Annotated in this window: 24 protein-coding genes and 1 riboswitch; of the genes, 23 read left to right on the top strand and 1 reads right to left on the bottom strand. The window is 74.8% G+C overall.

Annotated elements, in window-relative coordinates; translation table 11 throughout:
* Positions 1 to 11 precede the first annotated feature (11 nt).
* From HNR21_RS27410 to HNR21_RS27310, 21 genes are all read left to right on the top strand, one after another.
* Entirely contained in the window at positions 12 to 962 is a 951-nt protein-coding gene (locus HNR21_RS27410; protein WP_182707467.1) for an aspartate carbamoyltransferase catalytic subunit, read from the top strand.
* A gap of 79 nt (positions 963 to 1,041) precedes the next feature.
* Positions 1,042 to 2,331 (top strand): dihydroorotase, encoded by a 1,290-nt coding sequence (locus HNR21_RS27405; RefSeq protein ID WP_182707466.1) that lies wholly within the window; start codon positions 1,042 to 1,044, stop codon positions 2,329 to 2,331.
* The gene (gene carA, locus HNR21_RS27400) at positions 2,328 to 3,446 is read left to right on the top strand and encodes a glutamine-hydrolyzing carbamoyl-phosphate synthase small subunit (protein WP_119729712.1); all 1,119 of its coding nucleotides are present in this window, start codon (positions 2,328 to 2,330) and stop codon (positions 3,444 to 3,446) included. The genes HNR21_RS27405 and carA overlap by 4 nt, the downstream gene beginning before the upstream one ends.
* Positions 3,447 to 3,525: 79 nt before the next feature.
* Positions 3,526 to 6,849 (top strand): carbamoyl-phosphate synthase large subunit, encoded by a 3,324-nt coding sequence (carB, locus tag HNR21_RS27395; RefSeq protein WP_182707465.1) that lies wholly within the window; start codon positions 3,526 to 3,528, stop codon positions 6,847 to 6,849.
* Between the two features lie 21 nt (positions 6,850 to 6,870).
* Positions 6,871 to 7,770, top strand: a complete 900-nt coding sequence (locus tag HNR21_RS27390) for a dihydroorotate dehydrogenase electron transfer subunit (protein WP_182707464.1) — start codon at positions 6,871 to 6,873, stop codon at positions 7,768 to 7,770.
* Entirely contained in the window at positions 7,767 to 8,774 is a 1,008-nt protein-coding gene (locus HNR21_RS27385; RefSeq protein WP_119729715.1) for a dihydroorotate dehydrogenase, read from the top strand. Before HNR21_RS27390 ends, HNR21_RS27385 begins: the two co-directional genes overlap by 4 nt.
* Positions 8,771 to 9,466 carry an orotidine-5'-phosphate decarboxylase gene (gene pyrF / locus HNR21_RS27380; protein ID WP_119729716.1) on the top strand — a complete coding sequence of 232 codons (696 nt, stop codon included), beginning with the start codon at positions 8,771 to 8,773 and terminating at the stop codon, positions 9,464 to 9,466. The genes HNR21_RS27385 and pyrF overlap by 4 nt, the downstream gene beginning before the upstream one ends.
* A gap of 297 nt (positions 9,467 to 9,763) precedes the next feature.
* Positions 9,764 to 10,090: an integration host factor, actinobacterial type gene (gene mihF, locus HNR21_RS27375; protein ID WP_119729717.1), complete on the top strand. Its 327-nt coding sequence runs from the start codon at positions 9,764 to 9,766 to the stop codon at positions 10,088 to 10,090.
* 154 nt (positions 10,091 to 10,244) lie between these two features.
* Positions 10,245 to 10,808, top strand: a complete 564-nt coding sequence (gene gmk / locus HNR21_RS27370) for a guanylate kinase (RefSeq protein ID WP_119731988.1) — start codon at positions 10,245 to 10,247, stop codon at positions 10,806 to 10,808.
* Positions 10,804 to 11,079 carry a DNA-directed RNA polymerase subunit omega gene (gene rpoZ, locus HNR21_RS27365; RefSeq protein WP_119729718.1) on the top strand — a complete coding sequence of 92 codons (276 nt, stop codon included), beginning with the start codon at positions 10,804 to 10,806 and terminating at the stop codon, positions 11,077 to 11,079. The genes gmk and rpoZ overlap by 5 nt, the downstream gene beginning before the upstream one ends.
* 10 nt (positions 11,080 to 11,089) lie before the next feature.
* Entirely contained in the window at positions 11,090 to 12,295 is a 1,206-nt protein-coding gene (gene coaBC / locus HNR21_RS27360) for a bifunctional phosphopantothenoylcysteine decarboxylase/phosphopantothenate--cysteine ligase CoaBC (RefSeq protein WP_119729719.1), read from the top strand.
* 172 nt (positions 12,296 to 12,467) lie between these two features.
* On the top strand, positions 12,468 to 13,661 hold the full coding sequence (gene metK / locus HNR21_RS27355) for a methionine adenosyltransferase (RefSeq protein ID WP_119729720.1): 1,194 nt from the start codon (positions 12,468 to 12,470) through the stop codon (positions 13,659 to 13,661).
* 181 nt (positions 13,662 to 13,842) lie between these two features.
* Positions 13,843 to 15,876: a primosomal protein N' gene (locus HNR21_RS27350; protein WP_182708866.1), complete on the top strand. Its 2,034-nt coding sequence runs from the start codon at positions 13,843 to 13,845 to the stop codon at positions 15,874 to 15,876.
* A gap of 16 nt (positions 15,877 to 15,892) precedes the next feature.
* Positions 15,893 to 17,665 (top strand): hypothetical protein, encoded by a 1,773-nt coding sequence (locus tag HNR21_RS27345; RefSeq protein WP_182707463.1) that lies wholly within the window; start codon positions 15,893 to 15,895, stop codon positions 17,663 to 17,665.
* A 61-nt stretch (positions 17,666 to 17,726) separates the two neighbouring features.
* Entirely contained in the window at positions 17,727 to 18,272 is a 546-nt protein-coding gene (def, locus tag HNR21_RS27340; protein WP_182707462.1) for a peptide deformylase, read from the top strand.
* 53 nt (positions 18,273 to 18,325) lie between these two features.
* Complete coding sequence (gene fmt, locus HNR21_RS27335) at positions 18,326 to 19,252, top strand: methionyl-tRNA formyltransferase (RefSeq protein WP_182708865.1); 927 nt, start codon at positions 18,326 to 18,328, stop codon at positions 19,250 to 19,252.
* Positions 19,252 to 20,661, top strand: a complete 1,410-nt coding sequence (locus HNR21_RS27330; protein WP_182707461.1) for an RsmB/NOP family class I SAM-dependent RNA methyltransferase — start codon at positions 19,252 to 19,254, stop codon at positions 20,659 to 20,661. Before fmt ends, HNR21_RS27330 begins: the two co-directional genes overlap by 1 nt.
* Before the next feature lie 28 nt (positions 20,662 to 20,689).
* Complete coding sequence (locus HNR21_RS27325; RefSeq protein ID WP_182707460.1) at positions 20,690 to 21,640, top strand: phosphatase PAP2 family protein; 951 nt, start codon at positions 20,690 to 20,692, stop codon at positions 21,638 to 21,640.
* A gap of 11 nt (positions 21,641 to 21,651) precedes the next feature.
* Complete coding sequence (rpe, locus tag HNR21_RS27320; protein ID WP_182707459.1) at positions 21,652 to 22,320, top strand: ribulose-phosphate 3-epimerase; 669 nt, start codon at positions 21,652 to 21,654, stop codon at positions 22,318 to 22,320.
* Between the two features lie 56 nt (positions 22,321 to 22,376).
* The gene (locus tag HNR21_RS27315; RefSeq protein WP_182707458.1) at positions 22,377 to 22,937 is read left to right on the top strand and encodes an MFS transporter; all 561 of its coding nucleotides are present in this window, start codon (positions 22,377 to 22,379) and stop codon (positions 22,935 to 22,937) included.
* A gap of 32 nt (positions 22,938 to 22,969) precedes the next feature.
* Positions 22,970 to 23,617 carry an HAD-IA family hydrolase gene (locus tag HNR21_RS27310; RefSeq protein ID WP_182707457.1) on the top strand — a complete coding sequence of 216 codons (648 nt, stop codon included), beginning with the start codon at positions 22,970 to 22,972 and terminating at the stop codon, positions 23,615 to 23,617.
* Here the strand turns inward: HNR21_RS27310 and HNR21_RS27305 are convergent.
* Positions 23,614 to 24,021 (bottom strand): DoxX family protein, encoded by a 408-nt coding sequence (locus tag HNR21_RS27305; RefSeq protein ID WP_182707456.1) that lies wholly within the window; start codon positions 24,019 to 24,021, stop codon positions 23,614 to 23,616. The genes HNR21_RS27310 and HNR21_RS27305 overlap by 4 nt on opposite strands.
* A gap of 138 nt (positions 24,022 to 24,159) precedes the next feature.
* Positions 24,160 to 24,290, top strand: a riboswitch (FMN riboswitch).
* Between the two features lie 291 nt (positions 24,291 to 24,581).
* On the opposite strand from HNR21_RS27305, the gene HNR21_RS27300 reads away from it, so the two are divergent.
* Both HNR21_RS27300 and HNR21_RS27295 read left to right on the top strand, forming a co-directional pair.
* Positions 24,582 to 25,187 carry a riboflavin synthase gene (locus HNR21_RS27300; RefSeq protein WP_182708864.1) on the top strand — a complete coding sequence of 202 codons (606 nt, stop codon included), beginning with the start codon at positions 24,582 to 24,584 and terminating at the stop codon, positions 25,185 to 25,187.
* Positions 25,184 to 25,930 carry a nicotinamide mononucleotide transporter family protein gene (locus HNR21_RS27295; RefSeq protein ID WP_182707455.1) on the top strand — a complete coding sequence of 249 codons (747 nt, stop codon included), beginning with the start codon at positions 25,184 to 25,186 and terminating at the stop codon, positions 25,928 to 25,930. The genes HNR21_RS27300 and HNR21_RS27295 overlap by 4 nt, the downstream gene beginning before the upstream one ends.
* The last annotated feature ends 45 nt before the right edge of the window (positions 25,931 to 25,975 follow it).

The raw sequence follows: 25,975 nt of genomic DNA, 5'->3' as shown, positions 1-25,975 counted from the left end.
GGGGCCGCACAGTGAAGCGCCACCTCATCTCCGCGGCGGACCTGACCAGGGACGACGCGCTGCTGGTCCTGGACACCGCCGAGGAGCTCGCCCAGATCGCCGACCGCTCCATCAAGAAGCTGCCGACGCTGCGCGGCCGCACGGTGGTCAACCTGTTCTTCGAGGACTCCACCCGGACCCGGATCTCCTTCGAGGCCGCCGCCAAGCGGCTGTCGGCGGACGTGATCAACTTCTCCGCCAAGGGCTCCAGCGTGTCCAAGGGGGAGAGCCTCAAGGACACCGCGCTGACCCTGGAGGCCATGGGCGCCGACGCCGTGGTGATCCGGCACGGCGCCTCCGGCGCGCCGCACCGGCTGGCCGGCTGGGTGCGCGGCAGCGTCGTCAACGCCGGGGACGGCACCCACGAGCACCCCACCCAGGCGCTGCTGGACGCGTTCACCATGCGCCGCCGCCTCGGCGACCTGGAGGGCCGCAAGGTCACCATCGTCGGGGACGTGCTGCACAGCCGGGTGGCACGATCCAACGTGCTGCTGCTGCACACCCTCGGCGCCGACGTCACGCTGGTCGCCCCGCCCACCCTGCTGCCGGTGGCGGTGGACTCCTGGCCGTGCTCGGTGTCCTACGACCTGGACGCGGTGCTGCCCAAGAGCGACGTGGTGATGATGCTGCGCGTCCAGCGGGAGCGGATGAACGCCGCCTACTTCCCGACCGTCCGCGAGTACAGCCGCCGGTACGGCCTGGACGCCGAGCGCTTCGCCCGGCTGGCCGACCACGCCATCGTCATGCACCCCGGCCCGATGAACCGGGGCGTGGAGATCGCCGCCGAGGTGGCCGACTCCACCCGTTCCACCATCACCGAACAGGTCGCCAACGGCGTCAGCGCCCGCATGGCGGTCCTCTACCTGCTGCTGGGCGGCTCCGAACCCGCCATCGGCAAGGAGGTCTCCGGTTGGGCACGGTGAAGACGCAGCGGTCGTCTGGTGTCCGGTGCCTGCTGCCGGGCGACGTGTCGGAACCCGCCATCGGCAAGGAGGTCGTGCGTTGAGCCGTACGTTCGTGATCAAGGGGGCGCGGATCCTCGGCGAGGAGCCCGCCGACCTGCTGCTGCGCGACGGCGTGATCGCCGAGGTCGGCTCCGGGCTGGACGCCGCCGGGGCCGAGGTGGTCGACGCCGACGGGCTGATCGCCCTGCCCGGCCTGGTCGACCTGCACACCCACCTGCGCGAGCCGGGCCGCGAGGACGCCGAGACCGTGGAGACCGGCACCCGCGCCGCCGCCCGCGGCGGCTACACCGCCGTGCACGCCATGGCCAACACCCACCCGGTCGCCGACACCGCCGGCGTGGTGGAGCAGGTGTGGCGGCTGGGCCGCGAGGCCGGGTTCTGCGACGTGCACCCGGTGGGCGCGGTCACCCAGGGCATCGCCGGCAGGCAGCTGGCCGAGCTGGGCGCGATGGCCGACTCGGCCGCCCAGGTGCGGGTGTTCTCCGACGACGGGCACTGCGTGTCGGACGCGATGATCATGCGGCGGGCGCTGGAGTACGTGAAGGCGTTCGACGGCGTCATCGCCCAGCACGCCCAGGAGCCGCGGCTGACCGAGGGCGCCCAGATGAACGAGGGCGAGGTCTCGGCGCGGCTGGGGCTGCCCGGCTGGCCCGCGGTGGCCGAGGAGGCGATCATCGCCCGCGACTGCCTGCTGGCCGCGCACGTGGGCTCCCGGCTGCACGTGTGCCACGTGTCCACCGCGGGCTCGGTGGAGATCCTGCGCTGGGCCAAGAGCAAGGGCTGGCGGGTCACCGCCGAGGTCACCCCGCACCACCTGCTCCTCGACGACACCCTCGTGGAGGGCTACGACCCCATCTACAAGGTCAACCCGCCGCTGCGCACCGCCGAGGACGTGACCGCGCTGCGCGAGGCGCTGGCCGACGGCACCATCGACGCGGTCGCCACCGACCACGCCCCGCACCCGGTCGAGGCCAAGGAGACCGAGTGGGACTGCGCGGCCATGGGCATGATCGGCCTGGAGACCGCGCTGCCGGTGGTCCAGCAGGCCATGGTCGAGACCGGGCTGCTGGACTGGGTCGGGGTCGCCGACCGCATGTCCTTCCGCCCCGCGCGTATCGGCCGCCTCAGCGGGCAGGGACGACCGCTGGAGGCGGGCTCCCCGGCCAACGTGGTGCTGTACGACCCGGCGCCGCGCACGGTGGTCGACCCCTCGGGGTTCGCCTCCAAGAGCCGCAACAGCCCGTTCGCCGGGCTCGAACTGCCCGGCCGCGTCGTCGCGACGTTCCTGCGCGGCCGGCCGACCGTTCTGGAAGGGAAGCTGCAATGAACCGACCGCCGGCGATGCTCGTACTCGAGGACGGCAGGGTCTTCCACGGGGTCGGGTTCGGCGCGGAGGGCGAGACGTTCGGCGAGCTGGTCTTCAACACCGGCATGACCGGCTACCAGGAGACCCTCACCGATCCCTCCTACGCCGGGCAGATCGTGGCGATGACCGCCCCGCACATCGGCAACACCGGCGTCAACGACGAGGACCCCGAGTCCGACCGGATCCAGGTCGCCGGGTACGTGGTGCGCGAGCCGTCGCGGATCGCCTCCAGCTGGCGGCACCGCCGCACCCTGGAGGAGGAGCTGAGGGCGCAGGGCGTGGTGGGCATCGCCATGCCCGGCACCCGCGCCCTGACCCGCCACCTGCGCGACAAGGGCGCCATGCGCGGCGCCGTCTCCACCGTGGAGACCGACCCGGACGCCCTGCTGGAACGGGTGCTGGCCAGCCCCTCGATGGAGGGCGCCGACCTGGCCCGCAAGGTCACCACCCCCGAGCCGTACGTGGTGCCCGCCAAGGGCGACAAGCGCTACACGGTGGCCGCGGTGGACCTGGGCATCAAGTCGATGACCCCGTACCGGATGGCCGAGCGCGGCTGCGAGGTCCACGTCCTGCCCGCCACCTCGACCGCCGCCGAGATCCTGGCGCTGAACCCCGACGGGGTGTTCTTCAGCAACGGCCCCGGCGACCCGGCCGCCACCGAGTACGCGGTCACCGCGCTGCGCGGCGTGCTGGACGCCGGCGCCCCGTTCTTCGGGATCTGCCTGGGCAACCAGATCTTCGGCCGGGCGCTCGGCCTGGGCACCTACAAGCTGCGGTTCGGCCACCGGGGCGTCAACCAGCCCGTCCAGGACCGCGCCACCGGCCGGGTGGAGATCTCCGCCCACAACCACGGGTTCGCCGTGGACGCGCCGCTGGACGGCCCGTTCGACACCCCCTACGGCCCCGCCGAGGTCAGCCACGTCAACCTGAACGACGACTGCGTGGAGGGCCTGCGGCTGCTGGACGGGCGCGCCTTCAGCGTGCAGTTCCATCCCGAGGCCGCCGCCGGCCCGCACGACTCCACCGCCCTGTTCGACAGGTTCTGCGATCTGATGGACGGGAAGGTGCGCGGTTGATGCGCTTCGATTTCCCCCGCCGCGGGCCACGCACCGGCCCACTCGACCACTTCTGTGAACCCACGGAGGGTGCCCGGTAATGCCTCGCCGCCAAGATCTCACCTCAGTCCTGGTGATCGGCTCCGGGCCGATCGTCATCGGCCAGGCATGCGAGTTCGACTACTCCGGCACCCAGGCGTGCCGGGTGCTCAAGGCCGAGGGCCTGCGGGTCGTCCTGGTCAACAGCAACCCGGCGACGATCATGACCGACCCGGAGTTCGCCGACGCCACCTACGTCGAGCCGATCACCCCCGAGGTGGTCGAGAAGATCATCGCCAAGGAGCGCCCCGACGCGCTGCTGCCCACCCTGGGCGGCCAGACCGCGCTCAACACCGCGATCGCCCTGCACGAGGCCGGGGTGCTGGAGCGGTACGGCGTGGAGCTGATCGGCGCCGACATCGAGGCCATCCAGGCCGGGGAGAACCGCGAGCGGTTCAAGGAGATCGTCGCCCGGGTCGCCGACAAGTACGGCCTGAACGCCGAGTCGGCCCGCTCGGTGATCTGCCACACCCTCGACGAGTGCCTGGCCGCCGCCGGGGACCTGGGCTACCCGATGGTGGTGCGGCCCTCGTTCACCATGGGCGGGGCCGGCTCCGGCATGGCCTACGACGAGGAGGACCTGCGCCGCATCGCCGGCGCGGGCCTGGCCGCCAGCCCGACCAGCGAGGTGCTCCTGGAGGAGTCCATCCTCGGCTGGAAGGAGTACGAGCTGGAGGTCATGCGGGACCGCGCCGACAACGTGGTCATCGTGTGCTCCATCGAGAACCTCGACCCGATGGGCGTGCACACCGGCGACTCCATCACCGTCGCGCCCGCGATGACGCTGACCGACCGCGAGTACCAGAACATGCGGGACGTGGCCATCGCGGTGATCCGCGAGGTCGGGGTGGACACCGGCGGCTGCAACATCCAGTTCGCGGTGAACCCGAAGACCGGGCGGATGATCGTCATCGAGATGAACCCGCGGGTGTCGCGCTCGTCGGCGCTGGCTTCCAAGGCCACCGGCTTCCCGATCGCCAAGATCGCCGCCAGGCTGGCCGTCGGCTACACCCTCGACGAGATCCCCAACGACATCACCCGCCAGACCCCGGCGAGCTTCGAGCCGACCCTGGACTACGTGGTGGTCAAGGTGCCGCGGTTCGCGTTCGAGAAGTTCCCGGGCGCCGACGCCACCCTCACCACCCACATGAAGTCGGTGGGCGAGGCCATGGCGATCGGCCGGTCGTTCCCCGAGGCGCTGCAGAAGGCGCTGCGGTCGCTGGAGCAGAAGGGCGCCTCGTTCTCCTGGGAGGGCGAGCCGGGCGACCCGGCCGCGCTGCTGGAGAGCGCGAGCCGGCCGCACGACGGGCGGCTGCGGGACGTGCAGCGGGCGCTGTGGGCGGGCGCCACCATCGACCAGGCGCACCGGGCCACCGGCATCGACCCGTGGTTCCTGGAGGAGATCGCCGCGATCAACGAGGTCGCCGAGCGGGTCCGCACCGCCGAGGACGCGCTGACCCGCGAGAACCTGCTGCTGGCCAAGCGGCACGGGTTCTCCGACGCGCAGATCGGGCAGCTGCGGGGCCTGTCGGAGGAGGTCGTCCGGGAGCTGCGGCGGGCGCTGGGGGTGCGGCCGGTCTACCACACGGTCGACACCTGCGCCGCCGAGTTCGCCGCGCAGACCCCCTACCTGTACTCGACCTACGACGAGGAGACCGAGGTCCCGCCGGGCACCAGGCCCAAGGTGATCATCCTGGGCAGCGGGCCCAACCGGATCGGGCAGGGCGTGGAGTTCGACTACTCCTGCGTGCACGCCTCGTTCACGCTGGCCGAGGCCGGCTACGAGACCGTCATGGTCAACTGCAACCCCGAGACCGTCTCCACCGACTACGACACCTCCGGCCGGCTGTACTTCGAGCCGCTGACCCTGGAGGACGTGCTGGAGGTGGTGCACGCCGAGCAGCAGACCGGCGAGGTCGCCGGGGTGATCGTGCAGCTCGGCGGGCAGACCCCGCTGGGGCTGGCGCAGCGGCTCAAGGACGCCGGGGTGCCGATCGTGGGCACCTCCCCGGAGAGCATCCACCTGGCCGAGGAGCGCGGCGCGTTCGGGCGGGTGCTGGACCGGGCCGGGCTGCCGGCGCCCAAGCACGGCACCGCCACCTCGTTCGAGGAGGCCCGCGAGATCGCCGCCGAGATCGGCTACCCGGTGCTGGTGCGGCCCTCGTACGTGCTGGGCGGGCGCGGCATGGAGATCGTCTACGACGACGAGACCCTGCAGGCGTACATGGCCAAGGCGACCGAGGCCAGCCCCGAGCACCCGGTGCTGGTCGACCGGTTCCTCGACGAGGCCGTCGAGATCGACGTGGACGCCCTGTTCGACGGCGAGGAGCTGTACCTCGGCGGGATCATGGAGCACATCGAGGAGGCCGGGATCCACTCCGGCGACTCGGCGTGCGCGCTGCCGCCGATCACCCTCGGCCGCGACGACGTCCGCCGGATCCGCGAGTCCACCGAGAAGCTGGCCCGCGGCATCGGGGTGCGCGGCCTGATCAACGTGCAGTACGCGCTGTCGTCCGGCGTGCTGTACGTGCTGGAGGCCAACCCGCGCGCCTCCCGGACGGTCCCGTTCGTGTCCAAGGCGACCGCCGTGCCGCTGGCCAAGGCCGCCGCCCGGGTGATGATGGGCGCCACCATCGCCGAGCTGCGCGCCGAGGGCCTGCTGCCGCGCGAGGGCGACGGCGGCACGCTGCCGCTGGACGCCCCGATCGCGGTCAAGGAGGCGGTGCTGCCGTTCGACCGGTTCCGCAACGCCCAGGGCCAGAACGTCGACATCGTGCTCGGCCCGGAGATGCGCTCCACCGGCGAGGTGATGGGCATCGACGAGACCTTCGGCACCGCGTTCGCCAAGTCCCAGCAGGCCGCCTACGGGTCGCTGCCCACCAAGGGCCGGGCGTTCGTGTCGGTGGCCAACCGGGACAAGCGGTCGATGGTCTTCCCCGTCAAGCGGCTGGCCGACCTGGGCTTCGAGATCCTGGCGACCGAGGGCACCGCGGAGGTCCTGCGGCGCAACGGCGTGCATGCCAGGATCGTGCGCAAGCACAGCGAGGGCCCCGGCCCGGACGGCGAGCCCACCATCGTCCGGCGCGTCCTCGACGGGGAGGTGGACCTCATCGTCAATACTCCCTTCGGCAGCCCCGGCCAGTCCGGGCCCCGGCTGGACGGGTACGAGATCCGTACCGCGGCCGTGCTGCGCGGGATCCCGTGCGTGACCACCATCGCCGGGCTGGCCGCCGCGGTGCAGGGCATCGAGGCCATCGTGCGCGGCGACGTGGGCGTCCGCTCGCTGCAGGAGCACGCCGAGCACCTGCGGGAAGCGCGCAGGTGACAGCACGCCGATAGGGGAGGCATGACCGACACGCCCGGCCGGGCCGCCGGCCTGCAGACGTCGGCGACCGTGCTGACGGTCCGCCAGGTGCAGGACTACCACGCCATGACGCTGGTGGCCCCGGCGGTGGCCGAACGGTTCCGGCCGGGCCAGTTCGTGGCGCTGGCGGTGGGCGGCGCGGACACCGCCCGCCTGGTGCGCCGCTGCCTGCCGGTGTACGAGGTCAAACCCGACTACGGCGGCACCGTGGAGGTGGTGTTCGACCACCGCGGGTCCGCCGACCCGGGCACCGGCTGGCTGGCCTCCCGCCGGGCCCGGGACCGCATCGACCTGGTCGGGCCGCTGGGCCGGCCGTTCCGGCTGCCCCGCGATCCGGTGCGCTGCCTGCTGGTGGGCGGCGGGCCGGGCGCGGCGGCGCTGTTCTCGCTGGCCGACACGCTGCGCCGGCGCGAGTGCACGGTGCACTTCCTGCTCGGCGGGCCGACCGCCAGCGCGGTGTTCGGGGCGCGGTCGGCGCAGCGCATCGGCGACTCGGCGACCGTGGTCACCGAGGACGGCTCGCTGGGCGGCGCCGGGACGGTGCGCGAGGCGCTGCCCAAGGTCATCGAGGAGTCGGGCGCCGACGTGGTGTACGCCTGCGGCCCGACGCCGCTGCTGCGGGCGGTCAGCGCGGTGGCGACCGAGTTCGGGCTGCCGTCGCAGGTGTCGGTGGAGGAGTTCCTGCGGCAGACCGCGGCGTGCGGCACCGGGCTGTGCATGACCTGCGTGCTGCCGATGATCGGCGACGACGGGGTCACCCGCATGGTGCGGGCCTGCACCGACGGGCTGGTGCTGCGCGGCGACCGGGTCCGCTGGGGCGACCTGGGGACGATCCCGTTCGACGCGCTCGGCGCCCCCCGCGCCCTGGGGGGTGCGCTGTGACCGATCTCACCGTCCGGATCGGACCGCTGGAGCTGGCCAACCCGGTGGTCACCGCCGCCGGCTGCGGCGGCACCGGCCGGGAGCTGGCCCGGTTCTTCGAGCTGACCAGGCTGGGGGCGTTCACCACCACGTCGGTCATGCTGCAGCCGAGGGCGGGCCGGCCCACGCCGCGGGTGGCCGAGACGCCCAGCGGCATGCTGACCGCGATGGGGCTGCCCGGCCCCGGCGTCGACTCGTTCCTGGAACGGGACCTGCCGTGGCTGGCCGAGCAGGGCGTGCCGGCGATCGTGTCGGTGGCCGGCAACAGCCTGGAGGAGTACGCCGAGGTGGCGCGGCGGCTCAACGCCGCCCGCGCGGTCGCCGCCGTCGAGGTCAACCTGGCCGCCCCGAACGTGGAGGACCGCGGCCGGATGTTCGGCCGGCTGCCCGGCCCGGCCGCCGAGGTGGTGCGCGCGGTGCGGGCGGCCACCCGGCGCGGCGTCCCGGTGCTGGCCAAGCTCGCCCCCGACGTGGCCGACCTGGTGAACGTCGCGCTGGCCTGCGTGGACGCCGGCGCGGAGGGGCTGAGCCTGATCAACACGATGGCCGGGCTGGCGATCGATCCGGTCACCCTGCGCCCGGCGCTGGCCGGGGTGTCCGGCGGGCTGAGCGGCCCGGCGATCCGGCCGGTGGCGCTGCGCTGCGTGTACGAGGTGCACGCCGCGCTGCCCGGGGTGCCGATCATCGGCAGCGGCGGGATCGCCACCGGCCTGGACGCCCTGGAGTTCGTGCTGGCCGGCGCCAGCGCGGTCGCCGTGGGCACCGCCCTGTTCCACGATCCCACGGCCGCCCCGCGGATCCTGCGCGAGCTGGAGGAGGCGCTGTCGGCCCGCGGGATCGGCCGGCTCGCCGACGCGGTGGGGCTGGCCCACCGCCCGCCCGGCCACGTTCCCCCGCAGATCAGCCCGCGCCGCGGCGCCACGCGGCCCGGCCGGGCCAGCGAGCCCAAGGAGAAGCTTCCGTGACACCAGCGCCCATCGCCGTCGCCCTCGACGCCCCGGACCTGGAGACCGCCGCCCGCTGGGCGAGCATGGTGATCCCGCACGTCAGCACGGTCAAGGTGGGGCTGGAGCTCTACCTGCGGTACGGGCCGGACGTGGTCGCCAGCGTGCGCGGCGCCAGCGGCGTCCAGGTCTTCCTGGACCTGAAGCTGCACGACATCCCGGCCACGGTGGCCGGGGCGGCGCGGGCGGTGGCCCGGCTGCGGCCGGACTTCCTCACCGTGCACGCCACCGGCGGCGAGGCGATGATCCGGGCCGCCGTGGAGGCCGCCCCGGACACCGCCATCGCCGCGGTCACCGTGCTGACCTCGCTGGGCGACGCCGACCTCGGCCGGCTGGGCATGGCCGGACCCGCCTCAGACGCCGTACGGCGGCTCGCCGCCATGGCCGTGGGGGCGGGGGCCCGGGCGCTGGTCTGCTCGCCGCAGGAGGCCGCTGCGGTCCGCGCGGAGGTGGGTCCGTCCATCACCCTGATCACCCCGGGGGTGCGCCCGGCCGGGGCGGCCGTCCAGGACCAGGCGCGGGTGGCCACCCCGGAGGAGGCGCTGGCGGCCGGCGCCGACCTTCTGGTGATCGGCCGGCCGATCACCGGGGCCGCCGACCCGGGCGCGGCGGCCGCCGGGATCGCCGCGGCGTTGCGCCGGAGGGCGTCGTGACGACAACGGCGCGAGGGCCCTTCGGGTTGCCCGGGAAGTGGAATTCGAGAGCGGGATCACGTCGTCCCGGGGCGGCCGCCGGGCCCGTTCGGGGCGGCGGTGAAACCCCTGGCCCGCACGGGAATCGGGGTCCCACCCCGCCAGATTGTGTACACTGAGTATTCGGGACACTCCGAGGAGTGATTTTCGTGATTTTGTGGCGGGCCGAACAGCACTTCACGTTGCTTTATGGGGTGTGAACTCGCTAGTTTCCGAACCCGTCCGACTCCGTCGAGTGGAAACACGAGGTGACCCGGCGTGGCTCTTCCGCCCCTAACCCCCGAACAGCGCGCCGCAGCATTGGAGAAGGCGGCCAAGGCCCGTAAGGAGCGGGCCGAGGTCAAAAACCGGCTCAAGCATGGGGGTACCTCGCTCGCCGAGGTCCTCAAGGAGGGCCAGACCGACGACGTCATCGGAAAGATGAAGGTGTCGGCCCTCCTGGAGTCCCTTCCCGGTGTGGGCAAGGTCCGTGCGAAGCAGATCATGGAGCGCCTGGGCATCGCCGAGTCCCGCCGCGTGCGGGGCCTCGGCGCCAACCAGCGCGCCTCCCTTGAGCGTGAGTTCGGCGGCGGTGCGAACCGCTGACGGCGATCGCGCGGGCGGGCGCGGCGGCCTGGCCGCCGCGGCCGCGTCCGGCCTGCCCGCCTCGGCGGGCGGCCGGAACGGCTCCATCCCGCCCCGTCCGGACGCGGCGCACGGCGCTCCGGACGGCGAGGAAGGCTCTGCGGCAAGGCCTGATCTGCGCCGGCGCCGGCTGACGGTGCTGTCCGGCCCGTCCGGCGTCGGCAAGAGCACGGTGGTCGCCGAGATCCGGCGGGCGCACCCCGAGGTGTGGCTGTCGGTCTCGGTGACCACCCGGTCCCCCCGGCCGGGGGAAAAACACGGCGTGCAGTACTACTTCGTCGACGACGCCGGTTTCGACCGGCTCGTCGCCGAGGGCGAATTGCTCGAATGGGCGGAGTTCGCGGGCAACCGTTACGGGACCCCGCGGGCTCCGGTCGCCGAAAGGCTGGCCGCCGGCGTGCCGGTGCTGCTGGAAATCGACCTGCAGGGGGCCCGGCAGGTGCGCCGGGCGATGCCCGAGGCCCGGCTGGTGTTCCTGGCCCCGCCCTCCTGGGAGGAGCTGGTCCGGCGGCTGACCGGCCGTGGTACGGAACCCCCCGAGGTGATCGAGCGCCGGCTGGAGGCGGCCCGGATCGAGCTGGCCGCCGAGAAGGAGTTCGACGTCACGCTGGTCAACACGTCCGTCCAGGACGTGTGCCAGGAGCTGCTAGCCTTGATGGCCGACCCTGGATCGGATTAGCGGAAGGCCAAGCGTGGCAGCCAACAGCGAAGGCATCACCAACCCGTCGATCGACGAGCTGCTCGAGGTCGTCGACACCAAGTACGGCCTGGTGAGCATCGCGGCCAAGCGGGCGCGTCAGATCAACGCCTACTACGCCCAGCTCGGCGAGGGCCTGCTGGAGTACGTGGGTCCCCTGGTCGAGACGCACGTTCAGGAGAAGCCCCTGTCCATCGCGCTCCGCGAGGTGCGCGAGGGCCTGCTGAACGCCGAGCCCGTCGAGGCTCAGTGACCGGCGTTCGATGACCGAACGCAAGCCCCGGGTGGTGCTCGGGGTGTCCGGCGGCATCGCCGCCTACAAGGCGTGCGAGCTGTTGCGCCGGCTCACCGAGTCCGGCCACGACGTGCGCGTCGTGCCGACCCGGGACGCGCTGCGCTTCGTCGGCGAGCCCACCTGGGCGGCGCTGTCCGGGCATCCGGTGGCCACCGAGGTGTGGACCGGGGTCGACGAGGTCCCGCACGTGCGGCTGGGCCAGACCGCCGATCTGGTGTTCGTGGCGCCCGCCACCGCCGACCTGCTGGCCCGGGCGGCCTGCGGGCTGGCCGACGACCTGCTCACCAACACCCTGCTGACCGCCCGCTGCCCGGTGGTGTTCGCGCCCGCGATGCACACCGAGATGTGGGAGCACCCGGCCACCCGGGCCAACGTCGCCACCCTCCGCGCGCGGGGGGCGATCGTGCTGGAGCCCGCCGTCGGCCGGCTGACCGGCGCCGACACCGGCAAGGGCCGGCTGCCCGAGCCGGCCGAGCTGTTCGAGGCGGCCCGGCGGGTGCTGGCCCGCGGCGGGCTGGAGGCCGACCTGGCCGGGCGGCACGTGGTGGTGTCGGCCGGCGGCACCCGTGAGCCGCTGGACCCGGTCCGCTTCATCGGCAACCGCTCCTCCGGCCTGCAGGGGTACGCGCTGGCCCGTACCGCCGTCGCCCGGGGCGCCCGGGTGACGGTGGTGGCCGCCAACGTGGCGCTGCCGGACCCGGCGGGCGCCGACGTGGTGGCCGTGGGCACCGCCGAGGAGATGCGCAAGGCGGTGCTGGAGGCGGCCGGCTCGGCCGACGCGGTGGTGATGGCCGCGGCGGTGGCCGACTTCCGGCCCGCCGACTACCGCGAGTCCAAGATCAAGAAGTCGGAGACCGCGGGTCCCGCGCCGATCGAGCTGGTCCGCAACCCCGACATCCTGGCCGAGCTGGGCCGGATCCGGCGGCCCGGCCAGGTGATCGTCGGGTTCGCCGCCGAGACCGACGACGTGCTGGCCAACGGCCGCGACAAGCTCGCCCGCAAGGGCTGCGACCTGCTGGTGGTCAACCAGGTCGGGCCGGACCTGACGTTCGGCCGGCCGGACAACGCCGCGGTCGTGCTGGCCGCCGACGGCGCCTCGGTCCAGGTGCCGCGCGGCCCCAAGGAGGCGCTGGCCGACGTGGTCTGGGACCAGGTGGCCGCCCGGCTGGGCTGACCGGCGCCGAGATGACCGGGATCCGGTCCAGGGTGCAGGATGAAGAAGCCGCCGATAAACCGTTCCCGATACACTTCGGCGGACACCTCGGCGGCGTCCACCCGCGCCGCCCGCCGATGCACAGTCCGACCTGCGACGTCAGTCAGCAGCCGCTGCAAGGAGTTCACGTAACGTGTCTCGCCGCCTGTTCACCTCCGAGTCCGTCACCGAAGGACATCCCGACAAGATCGCCGACCAGATCAGCGACGCGATCCTGGACGCGATGCTCAAGGACGACCCCAAGAGCAGGGTCGCCGTGGAGACCATGATCACCACCGGCCAGGTGCACGTCGCCGGTGAGGTGACCACCGAGACCTACGTGGACATCCCCGGGGTCATCCGCGAGAAGATCCTGGAGATCGGCTACGACTCCTCCAAGAAGGGCTTCGACGGCCACTCCTGCGGCGTGTCGGTGTCCATCGGCGCCCAGTCGCCCGACATCGCCCAGGGCGTCGACGACGCCTACGAGGCCCGCGAGGGCGAGGCGTCCGACGAGCTGGACCGGCAGGGCGCCGGCGACCAGGGCCTGATGTTCGGCTACGCCACCAACGAGACGCCCGAGCTGATGCCGCTGCCGATCACCATCGCGCACCGGCTGGCCGAGCAGCTGGCCAAGGTCCGCAAGGACGGCACCGTCCCCTACCTGCGGCCGGACGGCAAGACCCAGGTGACCATCGAGTACGACGGCGACCGCGCGGTCCGCCTGGACACCGTGGTGGTCTCCAGCCAGCACGCTCCCGACATCGACCTGAAGGAGCTGCTGACCCCCGACATCAAGGAGCACGTGGTCGACCCGGTGCTGGCCTCCTTCGACCTGGAGACCGAGGGCTACCGGCTGCTGGTCAACCCGACCGGCCGGTTCGAGATCGGCGGCCCGATGGGCGACGCCGGGCTGACCGGCCGCAAGATCATCGTCGACACCTACGGCGGCATGGCCCGGCACGGCGGCGGCGCGTTCTCCGGCAAGGACCCCTCCAAGGTGGACCGCTCGGCCGCGTACGCGATGCGCTGGGTGGCCAAGAACATCGTGGCCGCCGAGCTGGCCGACCGCGCCGAGGTGCAGGTGGCCTACGCGATCGGCAAGGCCAAGCCGGTCGGCGTGTTCGTGGAGACCTTCGGCACCGAGAAGGTCCCGGTCGGCAAGATCCAGGAGGCCGTGCTGGAGGTCTTCGACCTGCGCCCGGCCGCCATCGTGCGCGACCTGGACCTGCTGCGGCCGATCTACTCGCAGACCGCCGCCTACGGCCACTTCGGCCGCCAGGAGCCGGACTTCTCCTGGGAGCGCACCGACCGCGCCGAGGCGCTGCGCACCGCCGCCGGTCTGTGACCCGCTGACCTGTCGGCCCGGGGGCGACCCCCGGGCCGCCGGAGCTCCGTCGCGGTCGCCCGACCCTCGCCGCCCGTCGCCGAGCGCGTTCCGCGCGCCCGGCGGCGGGCGGAACGGTGTCCGCCCCATCTGGTAGGACGGGACCGTGACGAACGGCGGCGTGGTGGAACCCATCTTCGGGATGGAGCAGATCCCCGGGACCGCGCCCAAGGCGACGCCGCGCCGCAGGCCCGCCGGGAAGGGCGCGCGGCGGCCCGCCGAGACCCTGCCGGTGGCGCGGGTGCTGGTGGACGTGTCGCTGTCGCACCTGGACCGGCCGTTCGACTACCTGGTGCCGGTCGAGATGGACGCCGCGGCGGTCCCCGGCTGCCGGGTGCGGGTGCGGTTCGCCGGGCAGCTGGTGGACGGCTTCCTGCTGGACCGCGTGGCCGACAGCGACCACGACGGGCGGCTGTCGTTCCTGGAACGGGTCGTCTCGCCCGAACCGGTGCTCACCCCCGAGATCGCCGCGCTGGGCCGCGAGATCGCCGACCGGTACGCCGGGACCCTCGCCGACGTGCTGCGGCTGGCCGTCCCGCCCCGCCACGCCCGGATCGAGGCCGAGCCGCCCCCCGAACCGGAGGAGTGGCGGCCCGATCCGCCCGCGCCCGGACCGTGGGCGCACTACCCGGCCGGGCCGTCGTTCCTCACCGCGCTGGCCGAGGGCCGCGCCCCCCGCGCCGTGTGGACCGCGCTGCCCGGCCCGCACTGGCCCGAGGCCGTGGCCCGGGCCGTGCAGGCCACCCTGGCGGGCGGGCGCGGCGCGCTCGTGGTGCTCGCCGACGGCCGCCAGGTCGCCCGCGTCGACGCCGCGCTGGCCGAGGCGCTGGAGGGATCGGCCCGGCACGTCGCCCTGACCGCCGAGCCGGGACCGGCCGAACGCTACCGCCGGTGGCTCGCCGTGCTGCGCGGGCGGGCCCGGGCGGTGGTCGGCACCCGCGCCGCCATGTTCGCCCCCGTACGGGACCTGGGACTGGTCGTGCTGTGGGACGACGGCGACGACGTCCACGCCGAGCCGCACGCCCCGTACCCGCATCCGCGCGAGGTGCTGGCGCTGCGCGCCCACCGGTCGGGGGCCGGGGCGCTGATCGGCGGGTTCACCCGCACCGCCGAGGCCACCGTGCTCGTGGAGACCGGATGGGCGCACGCCCTGGTCGCCGAACGGCAGCGGATCCGCACCGTGATGCCGCGGGTGCGGCCCGCCGGGGAGGACGAGGAACTGGCCAAGGACGAGGCCGCCCGCACCGCGCGCCTGCCGGTCCTGGCGCTGCGCACCGCCCGGCAGGCGCTGCGCGACGGGCCGGTGCTGGTCCAGGTGCCCCGGCGCGGCTACCTGCCGGGGCTGCGCTGCGGCCGCTGCCGCGAGCCGGCCCGCTGCGCCGCCTGCCAGGGACCGCTGGCGCTGCGGTCCTCGCACGCCGCCCCGTACTGCCGGTGGTGCGGCCGGATCGCGGGGGACTGGCGGTGCCCCGAGTGCGGCGGCGGGCGGGTGCGGGCCGCGGTGGTCGGGGCCCGGCGCACCGCCGAGGAGCTGGGCCGGGCGTTCCCGGGGGTGCCGGTGCGGACCTCCGGCCGCGACGGCGTGCTGGACCGGGTGGGCGCCGCGCCCGCCCTGGTGGTGTCCACCCCCGGGGCCGAGCCGGTCGCCGACGGGGGGTACGCGGCGGCGCTGCTGCTGGACGGCTGGGTGCTGCTGGGGCGGGCCGACCTGCGCGCCGCCGAGGAGGCGCTGCGCCGCTGGATGAACGCCGCCGCGCTGGTCCGCCCGGCCGGGCCGGTGATCGTGCTGGCCGACGGGTCGCTGCCGCCGGTGCAGGCATTGCTCCGCTGGGACCCGGTCACCCTGGCCGAACGGGAGCTGGCCGACCGGCGCGAGCTGGGCTTCCCGCCCGCCGTCCGGATGGCGTCGCTGACCGGGACCCCGGCGGCGATCCGCGAGCTGCTGGCCGAGACCCGCCTGCCGCCGGGCGCGCAGGTGCTCGGGCCCGTTCCGGTGCCCGGCGAGGGGATCGGCGAGCAGGCCGGCGAGCCGGAACGGCAGCGGGCGCTGGTCCGGGTGCCGCGCGCCGCCGGGCCCGCGCTGGGCCGGGCGCTGAAGCAGGCGCAGGGCGTGCGCAGCGCCCGCCGGGCGGCCGACCCGGTACGTGTGCAGATCGACCCCTTGGAGCTCATCTGAGCGCTAGGGTTTCCGGGTGGCTGACGACTGGGTGGACATCACCGCCGAGGACCTCGACCGCTGGGCCGGCGGGGCCGGGGACGGCGTCGACGTGTACGGGATCCGACTGCTGCTGGACCTGGCCGGCCGGGAGCCCGGCCTGAGCGGGCCGGCCGACCTCACACCGGAGCGGCTGCGCCGGCTGATGCTGCAGACGTTCCCCGAGGAGGTCGTGGCCGAGGCCGCCGACGTCCCGTCGATCGTGGACACCGCCCGGTCGATGGTGGACTTCCTGGCCGGCACCGGGCGGCTGGCCCCCGGCGCCGCCGGCGCGCTGCACGAGGAGCTGACCGCGCTGCAGCCGCGGCTGGCCGAGGTGATCGCGCAGATCGACGAGGCCGAGCGGGAGACCGCCGGCGAGGTGGTGCGCGGCATGATGCTCGCCGACGGCGTCCGCCTCGACGACGAGCAGGCGGTGCAGGCCTGGCTGGGCGACTTCGAACGGCTCAGCGAGGAGGAGCGGATCGACCGGGCCACCGCCTACCTGCGGGAGGCCGAGGAGATGACGGTGCCGGCGGTGCCGCTGGCGCCGCTGCCCGAGCTGGCCGCCGCCGCCCGCGCCTCCGGCCTGCTGCACCGGGTCCGCGCGCTGGCCGGGTGGGCCGGCGGGCGGGCCGTCACCGAGCACGGCGAGCCGGTCCCCGGCGACCTGCCGGGTGCCGCCGAGGCCGCCGGGCTGCCCGGCCCGGCCGCCGGACCGGCGGACCTGGCCGACCTGCCCGACCTGGAACGCCTGTGGTGGGCCGCGGTGGAGGCCGGCGCGCTGACCGTCGAGGGCGGCCGGGCCGCCCCCGGCCCGCTGCTGGACGACCTGCGCGACGGCGACGACGAGGCGGTGCTGGCCGCCTGGCTGCGGCTGTTCGACGAGGCCGTGGTCGGCGGGGCCGGCGCGGTCGCCGACGGCGACACCGCCCGGCTGGTGCGCGCCGAGCTCACCGGGGTGCTGATCCACCTGTACGAGCAGGAGGAGCCGGCCGACCGCGACGGCCTGGCGGCGGCGCTGGCCGGTCACCTGCTGGACACCCGGATGGACCACGGGCACGCCCCGGCGCCCGCCGAGGTCGCCGACCTGCTCGGCCGCGAGCTGGACGAGCTGGAGTCCTGGGGCGTGGTCGAGCCCGCCGCCGGCGGCCTGGAGCTGGCCCCGCTCGGCGTGTGGGGGGTGCGGGAGCTGCTGCGCTCGGAGGGCTTCGTCGCCCCGGTGGTGGGGGAGCTGGCCGACCGCCCGGCCGCCGAGCTGGTCGCCGGGCTGGCCTGGCACCGCGAGCGGACCGCCGGGCAGGAGATCGCCGGCTGGCTGGCGGCCCGGCCCGCCGAGCAGGCCGCCGCCGACCTGATCGAGGTGATGCGGACCGGCGGGCCCGGCGCCCGCAGCGTCGCCGCCGACGTGCTCGGCGAGGTCGGCCCGGACGCCGCCGCGGCGGTGCGGGCCGCGCTGGACGACCCGGCGACCGGTCCGTACGCCCGGCTGTGGCTGCACGAGCACGGCGACGCCGAGGCCGAGCCCCGGCACTCCGACCTGGCCTGGATGCTGGCCGACACGGTGGCGGCGATGCTGGAGTCGGCCGACCCGGCCGACGCGGTCGCCGCCGCGCTGGCCGACCTGCCCGACGGCGCCGGGCTGGACCTGCTGATCGAGGGCATGGGCGGGCTGGGGCACCCGCAGGCCGGCGCGGTGCTGGACGCGCTGGCCGCGCACGTCCCCGACCCGCAGCTGGCCGCGGCGGCCCGGGCGGCGCGCGCGGGATGAGCGGCCGGAAGTCTCCCTAGACTGGAACGACCGCCTTTCCCAGCCCTGACAGGAGCCATCGTTGGCCGTCAAACCCATCCGCCTGTTCGGCGACCCGGTGCTGCGCACCCCCGCCGAACCGGTCACCGACTTCGACAAGGAACTGCGCACCCTGGTCAAGGACCTCACCGACACGATGATCGACGCCCCGGGCGTCGGCCTGGCGGCGCCGCAGATCGGGGTGAGCCTGCGGGTGTTCACCTACTACGTCGACGACCGGCTCGGTCATGTGGTCAATCCCACCCTCGACCTGTCCGACGAGGAGCAGGACGGGGAGGAGGGCTGCCTGTCCCTGCCCGGCCTCAGCTTCCCCACCAAGCGGGCGTGGCGGGCGGTGGCCAAGGGGTTCAACATGTACGGCGAGCCGATCGTGCTGGAGGGCACCGACCTGCTGGCGCGCTGCGTGCAGCACGAGACCGACCACCTGGACGGCATCCTGTTCATCGACCGGATGGACCCCGAGCAGCGCAAGGCCGCGATGAAGGCGATCCGCCAGGCCGAGTGGTTCGGCGAGCCCGCCCCGGTGATCAAGGACTCGCCGCACCGCACCTTCGGCAGGGCCCTGTAGCCGCGTGCGGCCGGGCCGCTCGGGGGTAGTCCGCTGATGGAGGCATGGAGTCGATGAAGCTGGTCTTCGCCGGAACGCCGGAGACGGCGGTGCCCGCCCTGGAGGCGCTGCTGGAGTCCCGGCACGAGGTGGCCGCGGTGGTCACCCGGCCCGACGCGCCCGCCGGGCGGGGCCGCCGCCTGACCCCCAGCCCGGTGGCGCGCCGCGCGGCCGAGGCGGGCGTCGAGGTGCTCAAGCCGGCCAAGGCCAAGGACCCGCAGTTCCTGGACCGGCTGCGCCAGATCGCCCCGGACTGCTGCCCGGTCGTCGCCTACGGGGCGCTGCTGCCCCGCGTGGCGCTGGACATCCCCCGGCACGGCTGGGTCAACCTGCACTTCTCGCTGCTGCCGGCCTGGCGCGGCGCCGCCCCGGTGCAGCACGCCGTCCTGCACGGCGACGAGATCACCGGGGCCTGCACGTTCCAGATCGAGGAGGATCTGGACACCGGGCCGGTGTACGGGATGCTGACCGAGCCGGTCCGGCCCGACGACACCGCCGGCGCGCTGCTGGACCGGCTGGCCCGCGCGGGCGCCCGGCTGCTGGCCGACACCATGGACGGCATCGAGCAGGGCGTGCTGGAGCCCCGGCCGCAGCCCGCCGAGGGGGTCTCCTACGCCGCCAAGCTCACCACCGCCGACGCCCGCGTCGACTGGACCGCCCCCGCCCTGCGCGTCGACCGGCTGGTCCGGGCCTGCACCCCGGCCCCCGGCGCGTGGACCACGTTCCGCGACGAACGGCTCAAGCTCGGCCCGGTCCGGCTCGCCGCCGGCGCCGGCGACCTGCCCCCCGGCCGGATCCGGGCGTCCAAGCGGGAGGTGCTGGTCGGCACCGCCACCCACCCGGTCGCGCTCGGCGAGGTCCAGCCGCAGGGCAAGCGCCGGATGCCCGCCGCCGACTGGATGCGCGGCATCACCCTGACCGACGAGGACGTGCTGGTCTGATGGCACCCCGTACAGCCCGGGACCGCAGGGACCGCAACCGGCGCCCCGGCGGCCCGCGCCGCCCCGAGGACCTGGTCCGGCGCACCGCCTACGAGGTGGTGCGGGCGGTGCAGACCCGGGACGCCTACGCCAACCTGCTGCTGCCCGGCCGGCTCCGCGACCGCGGGCTGACCGGCCGGGACGCCGCGCTGGCCACCGAGCTGACCTACGGGACGCTGCGCGGGCGCGGCACCTACGACGCGATCCTGCAGGTGTGCAGCGACCGGCCGCTGCACCGCATCGACGGGCCGCTGCTGGACGTGCTGCGGCTGGGCGTCCACCAGCTGCTGGGCACCCGGATCCCGCCGCACGCCGCCGTCGGCACCGCCGTGGAGCTGGCCCGCTCGGTGGCCGGGCCGGGGCAGGCCAAGTTCGCCAACGCGGTGCTGCGCAAGGTCGCCACCCGCGACCTCGCGGCCTGGCTGGCGATCGTGGCGCCCGAGGGCGACGAGGTCGGCCGGCTGTCGGTCACCCACAGCCATCCCCGCTGGATCGTCACGGCGCTGCGGGACGCGCTGGGCGCCGACCGGGCGGAGATCGAGGCGCTGCTGGCCGCCGACAACGAGCGGCCCCGCGTCACCCTGGTCGCCCGGCCCGGCCGCGCCACCGCCGCCGAGCTGGTCGAGGCCGGCGCCGAGCCCGCCCCGTACTCGCCGCTGGCCGCGGTCCTGCCGGAGGGCGACCCGGCGGCGATCGACGCGGTCCGCGACGGCCGGGCCGCCGTGCAGGACGAGGCCAGCCAGCTGGTCGCGCTGGCGCTGGCGGACACGCCGCTGGACGGGCCGGACGCCCGCTGGCTGGACATGTGCGCCGGGCCCGGCGGCAAGGCGGGCCTGCTGGCGGGCCTGGCCGCGGGGCGCGACGCCCGGCTGCTGGCCTGCGACGTGCAGCCGCACCGGGCCGGTCTGGTGCGCCGCGCGGTCGACGGGCGCACCGGGGTCGCCGTGGTGGACGGCACGGCCCCCGCCTGGCGGCCGGGCTCGTTCGACCGGGTGCTGCTGGACGCGCCGTGCACCGGCCTGGGGGCGCTGCGCCGCCGCCCGGAGGCCCGCTGGCGGCGCGAGCCCTCCTCGCTGGCCGAGCTGGGGCCGCTGCAGCGCCGGCTGCTGGCCTCGGCGCTGGAGGCGGTGCGGCCCGGGGGAGTGGTCGCGTACGTGACCTGCTCGCCGCACCTGGCCGAGACCCGCGTGGTGGTCGACGACGTGCTCCGCGACCGGGCCGACGTGGAACGGCTGGACTCCCCGCAGGCCGTCCGCCGGGTCGCCGCGGGGGCACTGGACGGACTGGGCGACGGCCCGTACGCGCAGTTCTGGCCGCACCGGCACGGCACCGACGCGATGTTCCTGGCGCTGCTGCGCCGGACCGCATGACCCGCCTTTACCGGGGCAGCACGGTCAGATGACCGCCTTCATGCATGTGATGTCGTTCGTCGGCAGCGCCGGGTTCTACCTGCCGCTGCTGGTGCTGGCGTTCTGGTGCGTGAACCCGCGGGCGGCGGCCCGGGCGGCGGTGGCGCTCGCGCTGAGCGCGATGATCAACGTGCTGCTCAAGATGAGCTTCGCCGAGCCCCGGCCGTACTGGACCGACCCGGCGCTGCAGGAGCAGTCCACCGAGTCGTCGTTCGGGATGCCGTCCGGCCACGCCCAGGGCTCGCTGGTGGCGTACGGGTTCCTGGCGTACCACCTGGGGCGCCGCTGGGCGTGGGCGGCCGCCGCGGTGATCGTCGCGCTGGTCGGCGCGTCCCGCGTGTACCTGGGCGTGCACTCGTTCGGCCAGGTGCTGGCGGGATGGACGGTGGGGACGCTGGTGCTGGTCGCCGTGATCCGGCTGCGGCCCGTCGTCGCCCGCTGGTGGCTGCGCCGCCGCATGGCCGGGCAGCTGGTGCTGAGCGGCACGGTCGCGCTGGGCCTGCTGGGCTGCGCGGTGCTCCTCACCGAGCTGGTCCTGGAGGATCTGCGGCTGCCGGAGTCGTGGCGGCGCGCCATCGTCGCCGCCGGCGGCACGACCGGGGACCTGGGGCTGGAACGGGCCGCGATGTCGGCGGGCCTGCTGTGCGGGGTGCTGGCCGGGCTGTCGTGGCTGACCCGCGCCGGCTGGTTCGACCCGTCGGTGCGCTCGCCCGGGCGCAGCGCCGGGCGGGTGCTGGCGGGCCTGGCCGGGCTCGCGCCCATCGCCGCGCTGTGGGCCGTCCTGCCGGACCATCCGGCCGCCGACTTCGCCGTGCTGACGCTGATCGGGCTGTGGCTGAGCGCCGGGGCGCCGGAGGCGTTCGTCCGGCTCGGGCTGGCCGAGCGGACCACCCCCGAGCTCACCCGACCGGGTGAACCCGCGCTGACCGGCGGTCCCTAGACTCGGACATCATGGCCGCAAAGATCTCGCCCAGCATCCTGTCCGCCGACTTCGCCCGGCTCGCCGAGGAGGTCGCGCTGATCTCCGACACCGCCGACTGGGTGCACGTCGACGTGATGGACAACCACTTCGTGCCCAACCTCACCCTGGGGCTCCCGGTCGTCGAGGCGCTGCTCAAGCACAGCGCCCTGCCGCTGGACTGTCACCTGATGATCGAGGACCCCGACCGGTGGGCGCCCGCCTACGCCGAGGCCGGCGCGGGCAGCGTCACCATCCACGCCGAGGCGGCCAAGGCCCCGATCCGCACCCTGCGCGCCATCCGCGCCGCCGGGGCCCGCGCCGGGCTGGGCATCAACCCGGCCACCCCGGTGGAGCCGTACGAGGACCTGCTGGGCGAGATCGACATGCTGCTGATCATGACGGTGGAGCCCGGGTTCGGCGGCCAGAAGTTCCTGGACGTGGTGCTGCCCAAGGTCCGCCGCGCCCGGCAGATGATCGCCGGCCGGGACCTGCCGGTGTGGTTGCAGGTCGACGGCGGGGTCAGCGCCGAGACCATCGAACGCTGCGCGGAGGCCGGCGCGGACGTGTTCGTGGCGGGCAACGCCGTCTACGGCGCCGACGACCCCGCCGAGGCCGTCCGCAACCTGCGCGCCAAGGCGGAGGCCGCGGCCGGGGACTGACCCGCCGGGGATTATCCGGTTGCCCCGGACCGCCCCGGGCGCGAAGGATCGCCTGCATGCCCTTCTGGTTGCTCGGGCTGCTGTTCGCGGCGTTCGTGTTCTACACCGACGACCACGTGATCGCGGGGGTGCTGCCGGAGATCGCCGCCGGGCTGCACGTGAGCGAGGCGGCCGCGGGCCAGCTCGTCACCGCGTTCTCGCTGACCGTGGCGGTGGGCGCTCCGGTGGCCGCCGTCGTGGTCGCCCGGTGGCCGCGCCGGACGGTGTTCGCGGTGGCGCTGGCGGTGTTCACGGCGCTGTGGCCGCTGCGTCCCGTGCCGCTGTGGTCGATCGCGCCGCTGTCGGTGCTGTGGGGCGGCGCCGCGTTCTGGAACTCCCCGGCCATCCAGGCCCGGCTCTTCCGGCTCGCGGGGCCGGTCGCCCCGCAGGCCCTGGCCCTCAGCACCAGCACCGCCCACGTCGGCGTGGCCGTCGGCGGAGCCCTGGGCGGGGGCCTGTTGTCGCTGTGGCCGATCGCGTCGCTGCCTCCCGTCTCGGCCGTCCTCGGCGTGGCCGGCCTGGCGGTGTTCACCCTGGCCGTGGCGATGTCCCGGCGCCGTTCCCCGGCGGTGGCGTGATCGGCGGCGGTTCCCGGGGAAGATCATGGGACATGAGCCCCCGGAAGATCCCGGCCGCCGCCGTGCTGCTGGACGTGGACGGCACCCTGATCGACTCGACCGCCGTGGTGGAGCGCACCGCCCGCCGCTGGGCCGCCGAGTACGGCGTCGACGCCGACGAGTTCCTCGCCGACGCGCACGGCCGCCGCACCGCCGACCGGGTCGCCGAGTTCCTGCCCCCCGGGCGCGTCGCCGAGGGCGCCGCCCGCCTCGACGAGCTGGAGGCCGCCGACACCGAGGGCGTCGTCGCGCTGCCGGGCGTCGCGGACCTGCTGAAGACCCTGAACGGCCGGCCCTGGGCGCTGGTGACGTCGATGGACCGGCCGCTGCTGGACGTGCGCCGCCGGGCCGCCGGGCTTCCGCTGCCCGAGGTGGTGATCACCGCCGAGGACGTCCGGCACGGCAAGCCCGACCCCGAGGGCTACCTGCTGGCCGCCCGGCGGCTGGGCGTGGCCCCGCGGGACTGCGCGATCGTCGAGGACTCCCCGGCGGGCGTCCGTGCCGGGCGGGCCGCCGGGGGCCGGGTGCTGGCGGTGACCACCAGCCATCCCGCCGCGGCCCTGGCCGAGGCGGACGTCGTGGTGACCGATCTCACATCCGTGACGGTGACCCCGGACGGGCTGCTGGTCGCCGGGGACTAGAACAGGGGGCCGACCAGGTTCAGCCCCGGATGCGGGTCGCCGGCGTACATGGCGAAGATGGCCAGCGCGCCGCCGACCAGCGAGACGTCCTTGAGGAACTGGAGCTGCTCCTGCCGGCGGGTGCCCGGATCCCGCACGGTCCAGAAGTCGTGGAAGATGAACGCCGTCATCAGCAGGAACGGCACCAGCGCCAGCGCCGCCAGATCCGGCCAGATCCCCAGGATCAGCATCGCCGAGGCCACCAGGATGTAGATCCCGGACGCCCGCACGGCCAGCCGGGGCTGCGGCAGCTTCTTGGCCTGCGCGTACCCGGCCATCGCGTCGGTGGCCGTCAGATGCCCGACGGCCGAGCCGATGAAGATGGCCGTGAACACGATCCGGCCGATCAGTGCGATCACGTCCATGGTCACCTCCGGTCGTCCCGGGCCGACCGGACAGATACCCCCTGCGGAGATCGCCGAACGGAGCGGCGGGCGTCCCGGTGGGCGGGCTCGCGTGTGGCGCGGAATTTCCGACATGGCACACTGGTTCTGAGCCAGTGAACGCGTGCTCCGGGGTCGGTGAAATTCCGAACCGGCGGTGACAGTCCGCGACCCGGCCGAATCCATCGGCCGGTTGACCCGGTGGAACTCCGGGACCGACGGTGAAAGTCCGGATGGGAGGCAGCGCGCGAGGCGCCCCTGCGCGGGTGCGCCGTACCCGTACGTCACCCGTACGTTCCCCCGGAGCCAGGACCGTCTCGACGAGACGCGGGAGGCCCGGGGTGAGACCACCCGAGACCGGCGCGACCGGACCGGACGGCTTCGTGCCGCCCGGCGTCGCCGCCCGCTCCCTCGAGCCGGTGCCGCCGGCGGCCGCTCCCGCACCCCCGAGTCCGGACGGCTCCTCCCCGGCGGCGTTCACCACGGCCACCGCCCAGGCCCGGACCGTTCCAGGCCGGCACCTGCCCCGAGAGGAGCGCGAGATGTTCACCGGCATAGTCGAGGAGCTCGGCGAGGTCGTCGGAGTGGAGCCCTGCGGGGACTCGATCCGGCTGACCGTGCGCGGGCCGCTGGTCACCGAGGACGCCGTGCACGGCGCGTCCATCGCGGTCAACGGCGTCTGCCTGACCGTGGTCGAGACGGCCGACGGCGCGTTCACCGCCGACGTGATGAAGGAGACCCTCGACCGGTCCAGCCTCGGCGTGCTGGCGCCCGGCGCCAGGGTCAACCTGGAGCGTCCCGTCCGCCTGTCCGACCGGCTCGGCGGCCACCTGGTGCAGGGCCACGTCGACGGGGTCGGCCGGATCCTGTCCCGCGAGCCGGGGGAGCGGTGGGAGACCGTCACCGTCTCCGTCCCCGCCGGGCTGAGCCGCTACATCGTCGAGAAGGGCTCGATCGCCATCGACGGCGTCAGCCTCACCGTGGTCGAGGCCGGCGACGAGCACCTGTCGGTGTCGCTGATCCCCACCACCCTGGAGCTGACCACCCTCGGGCACAAGGCCCCCGGCGATCCGGTCAACCTGGAGGTCGACGTGGTGGCCAAGTACGTCGAGCGGCTCACCGCGGCCCGCCCGGAGGTGACCCGATGAGCTGGTGGGAGGCGGGCTTCGAGGTCCTGGGCCAGAAGGTGCTGTGGACCGACCTGGTCGGCAACGCCGCCGCGCTCGGCACCGTGGCGCTGGCCATCCGCAAGACCATCTGGACCTGGCCGGTGCAGCTCACCGGCTCGGTGCTGCTGTTCGTGGCCTCGATCGGCGCCGGGCTGTCGGGCAACGCGCTCAAGCAGGTGATGTTCGGCGTGCTGGCGGCGTGGGGCTGGTGGAGGTGGTCCCGGGGCCGGACCGGCGAGGACCTGCCGGTGCGCCCGGCCACCGGGCGGGAACGGCTCGCCCTGATCGGGGCGATGGCCGCCGGCACCGCGCTGGTCGCCGCGTTCTTCGAGGCCACCGGCTGGTCGTGGGCGCCGCTGCCGGACGCGTACATCTTCGTCGGCAGCGCCGTGGCCACCTACGCGCAGGGACGGGCGCTGACCGACTTCTGGCTGGTGTGGATCGCCGTCGACCTGGTCGGCGTGCCGCTGGCGTTCGCGTCCGGGCTGGTGGTGTCCGGCGCGGTGTACGGGGTGTTCCTGGTGATGGTGCTGGTCGGCTACCGCGACTGGCTGCGCCAGTACCGGGCCCACCGGCGGGAGGACGCGGGCCCGGCCCGTTCCGCGGCGGAGCGGGCGCCGGTGAACGGGCCGGAGACGCGCGGCGCCGGATCGGCGAGGAGCGCGCGACGAGGAGAGCCGGTGCCTCAGGGCGCGCCGCGGATGAGCGGGGAGCAGGCATGACCGGCGGGGCACGGAACGGAACGCCCGCGGGCGATCAGGCACACC

It is taken from the genome of Thermomonospora cellulosilytica (assembly GCF_014138835.1).
GTDB lineage: Bacteria > Actinomycetota > Actinomycetes > Streptosporangiales > Streptosporangiaceae > Thermomonospora > Thermomonospora amylolytica.
Note: the sequence above shows the minus strand (reverse complement) of the source record. Positions and strands in the feature narration are given on the sequence as shown.

Excerpts from the sequence above, each read along its gene's own strand:
- carA (WP_119729712.1), top strand. The coding sequence starts at position 2,328 with ATGAACCGACCGCCGGCGATGCTCGTACTCGAGGACGGCAGGGTCTTC.
- carB (WP_182707465.1), top strand. The coding sequence starts at position 3,526 with ATGCCTCGCCGCCAAGATCTCACCTCAGTCCTGGTGATCGGCTCCGGG.
- HNR21_RS27390 (WP_182707464.1), top strand. The coding sequence starts at position 6,871 with ATGACCGACACGCCCGGCCGGGCCGCCGGCCTGCAGACGTCGGCGACC.
- coaBC (WP_119729719.1), top strand. The coding sequence starts at position 11,090 with ATGACCGAACGCAAGCCCCGGGTGGTGCTCGGGGTGTCCGGCGGCATC.
- HNR21_RS27350 (WP_182708866.1), top strand. The coding sequence starts at position 13,843 with ATGGAGCAGATCCCCGGGACCGCGCCCAAGGCGACGCCGCGCCGCAGG.
- fmt (WP_182708865.1), top strand. The coding sequence starts at position 18,326 with ATGAAGCTGGTCTTCGCCGGAACGCCGGAGACGGCGGTGCCCGCCCTG.
- HNR21_RS27330 (WP_182707461.1), top strand. The coding sequence starts at position 19,252 with ATGGCACCCCGTACAGCCCGGGACCGCAGGGACCGCAACCGGCGCCCC.
- HNR21_RS27325 (WP_182707460.1), top strand. The coding sequence starts at position 20,690 with ATGACCGCCTTCATGCATGTGATGTCGTTCGTCGGCAGCGCCGGGTTC.
- rpe (WP_182707459.1), top strand. The coding sequence starts at position 21,652 with ATGGCCGCAAAGATCTCGCCCAGCATCCTGTCCGCCGACTTCGCCCGG.
- HNR21_RS27315 (WP_182707458.1), top strand. The coding sequence starts at position 22,377 with ATGCCCTTCTGGTTGCTCGGGCTGCTGTTCGCGGCGTTCGTGTTCTAC.
- HNR21_RS27310 (WP_182707457.1), top strand. The coding sequence starts at position 22,970 with ATGAGCCCCCGGAAGATCCCGGCCGCCGCCGTGCTGCTGGACGTGGAC.
- HNR21_RS27305 (WP_182707456.1), bottom strand. The coding sequence starts at position 24,021 with ATGGACGTGATCGCACTGATCGGCCGGATCGTGTTCACGGCCATCTTC.
- HNR21_RS27300 (WP_182708864.1), top strand. The coding sequence starts at position 24,582 with ATGTTCACCGGCATAGTCGAGGAGCTCGGCGAGGTCGTCGGAGTGGAG.
- HNR21_RS27295 (WP_182707455.1), top strand. The coding sequence starts at position 25,184 with ATGAGCTGGTGGGAGGCGGGCTTCGAGGTCCTGGGCCAGAAGGTGCTG.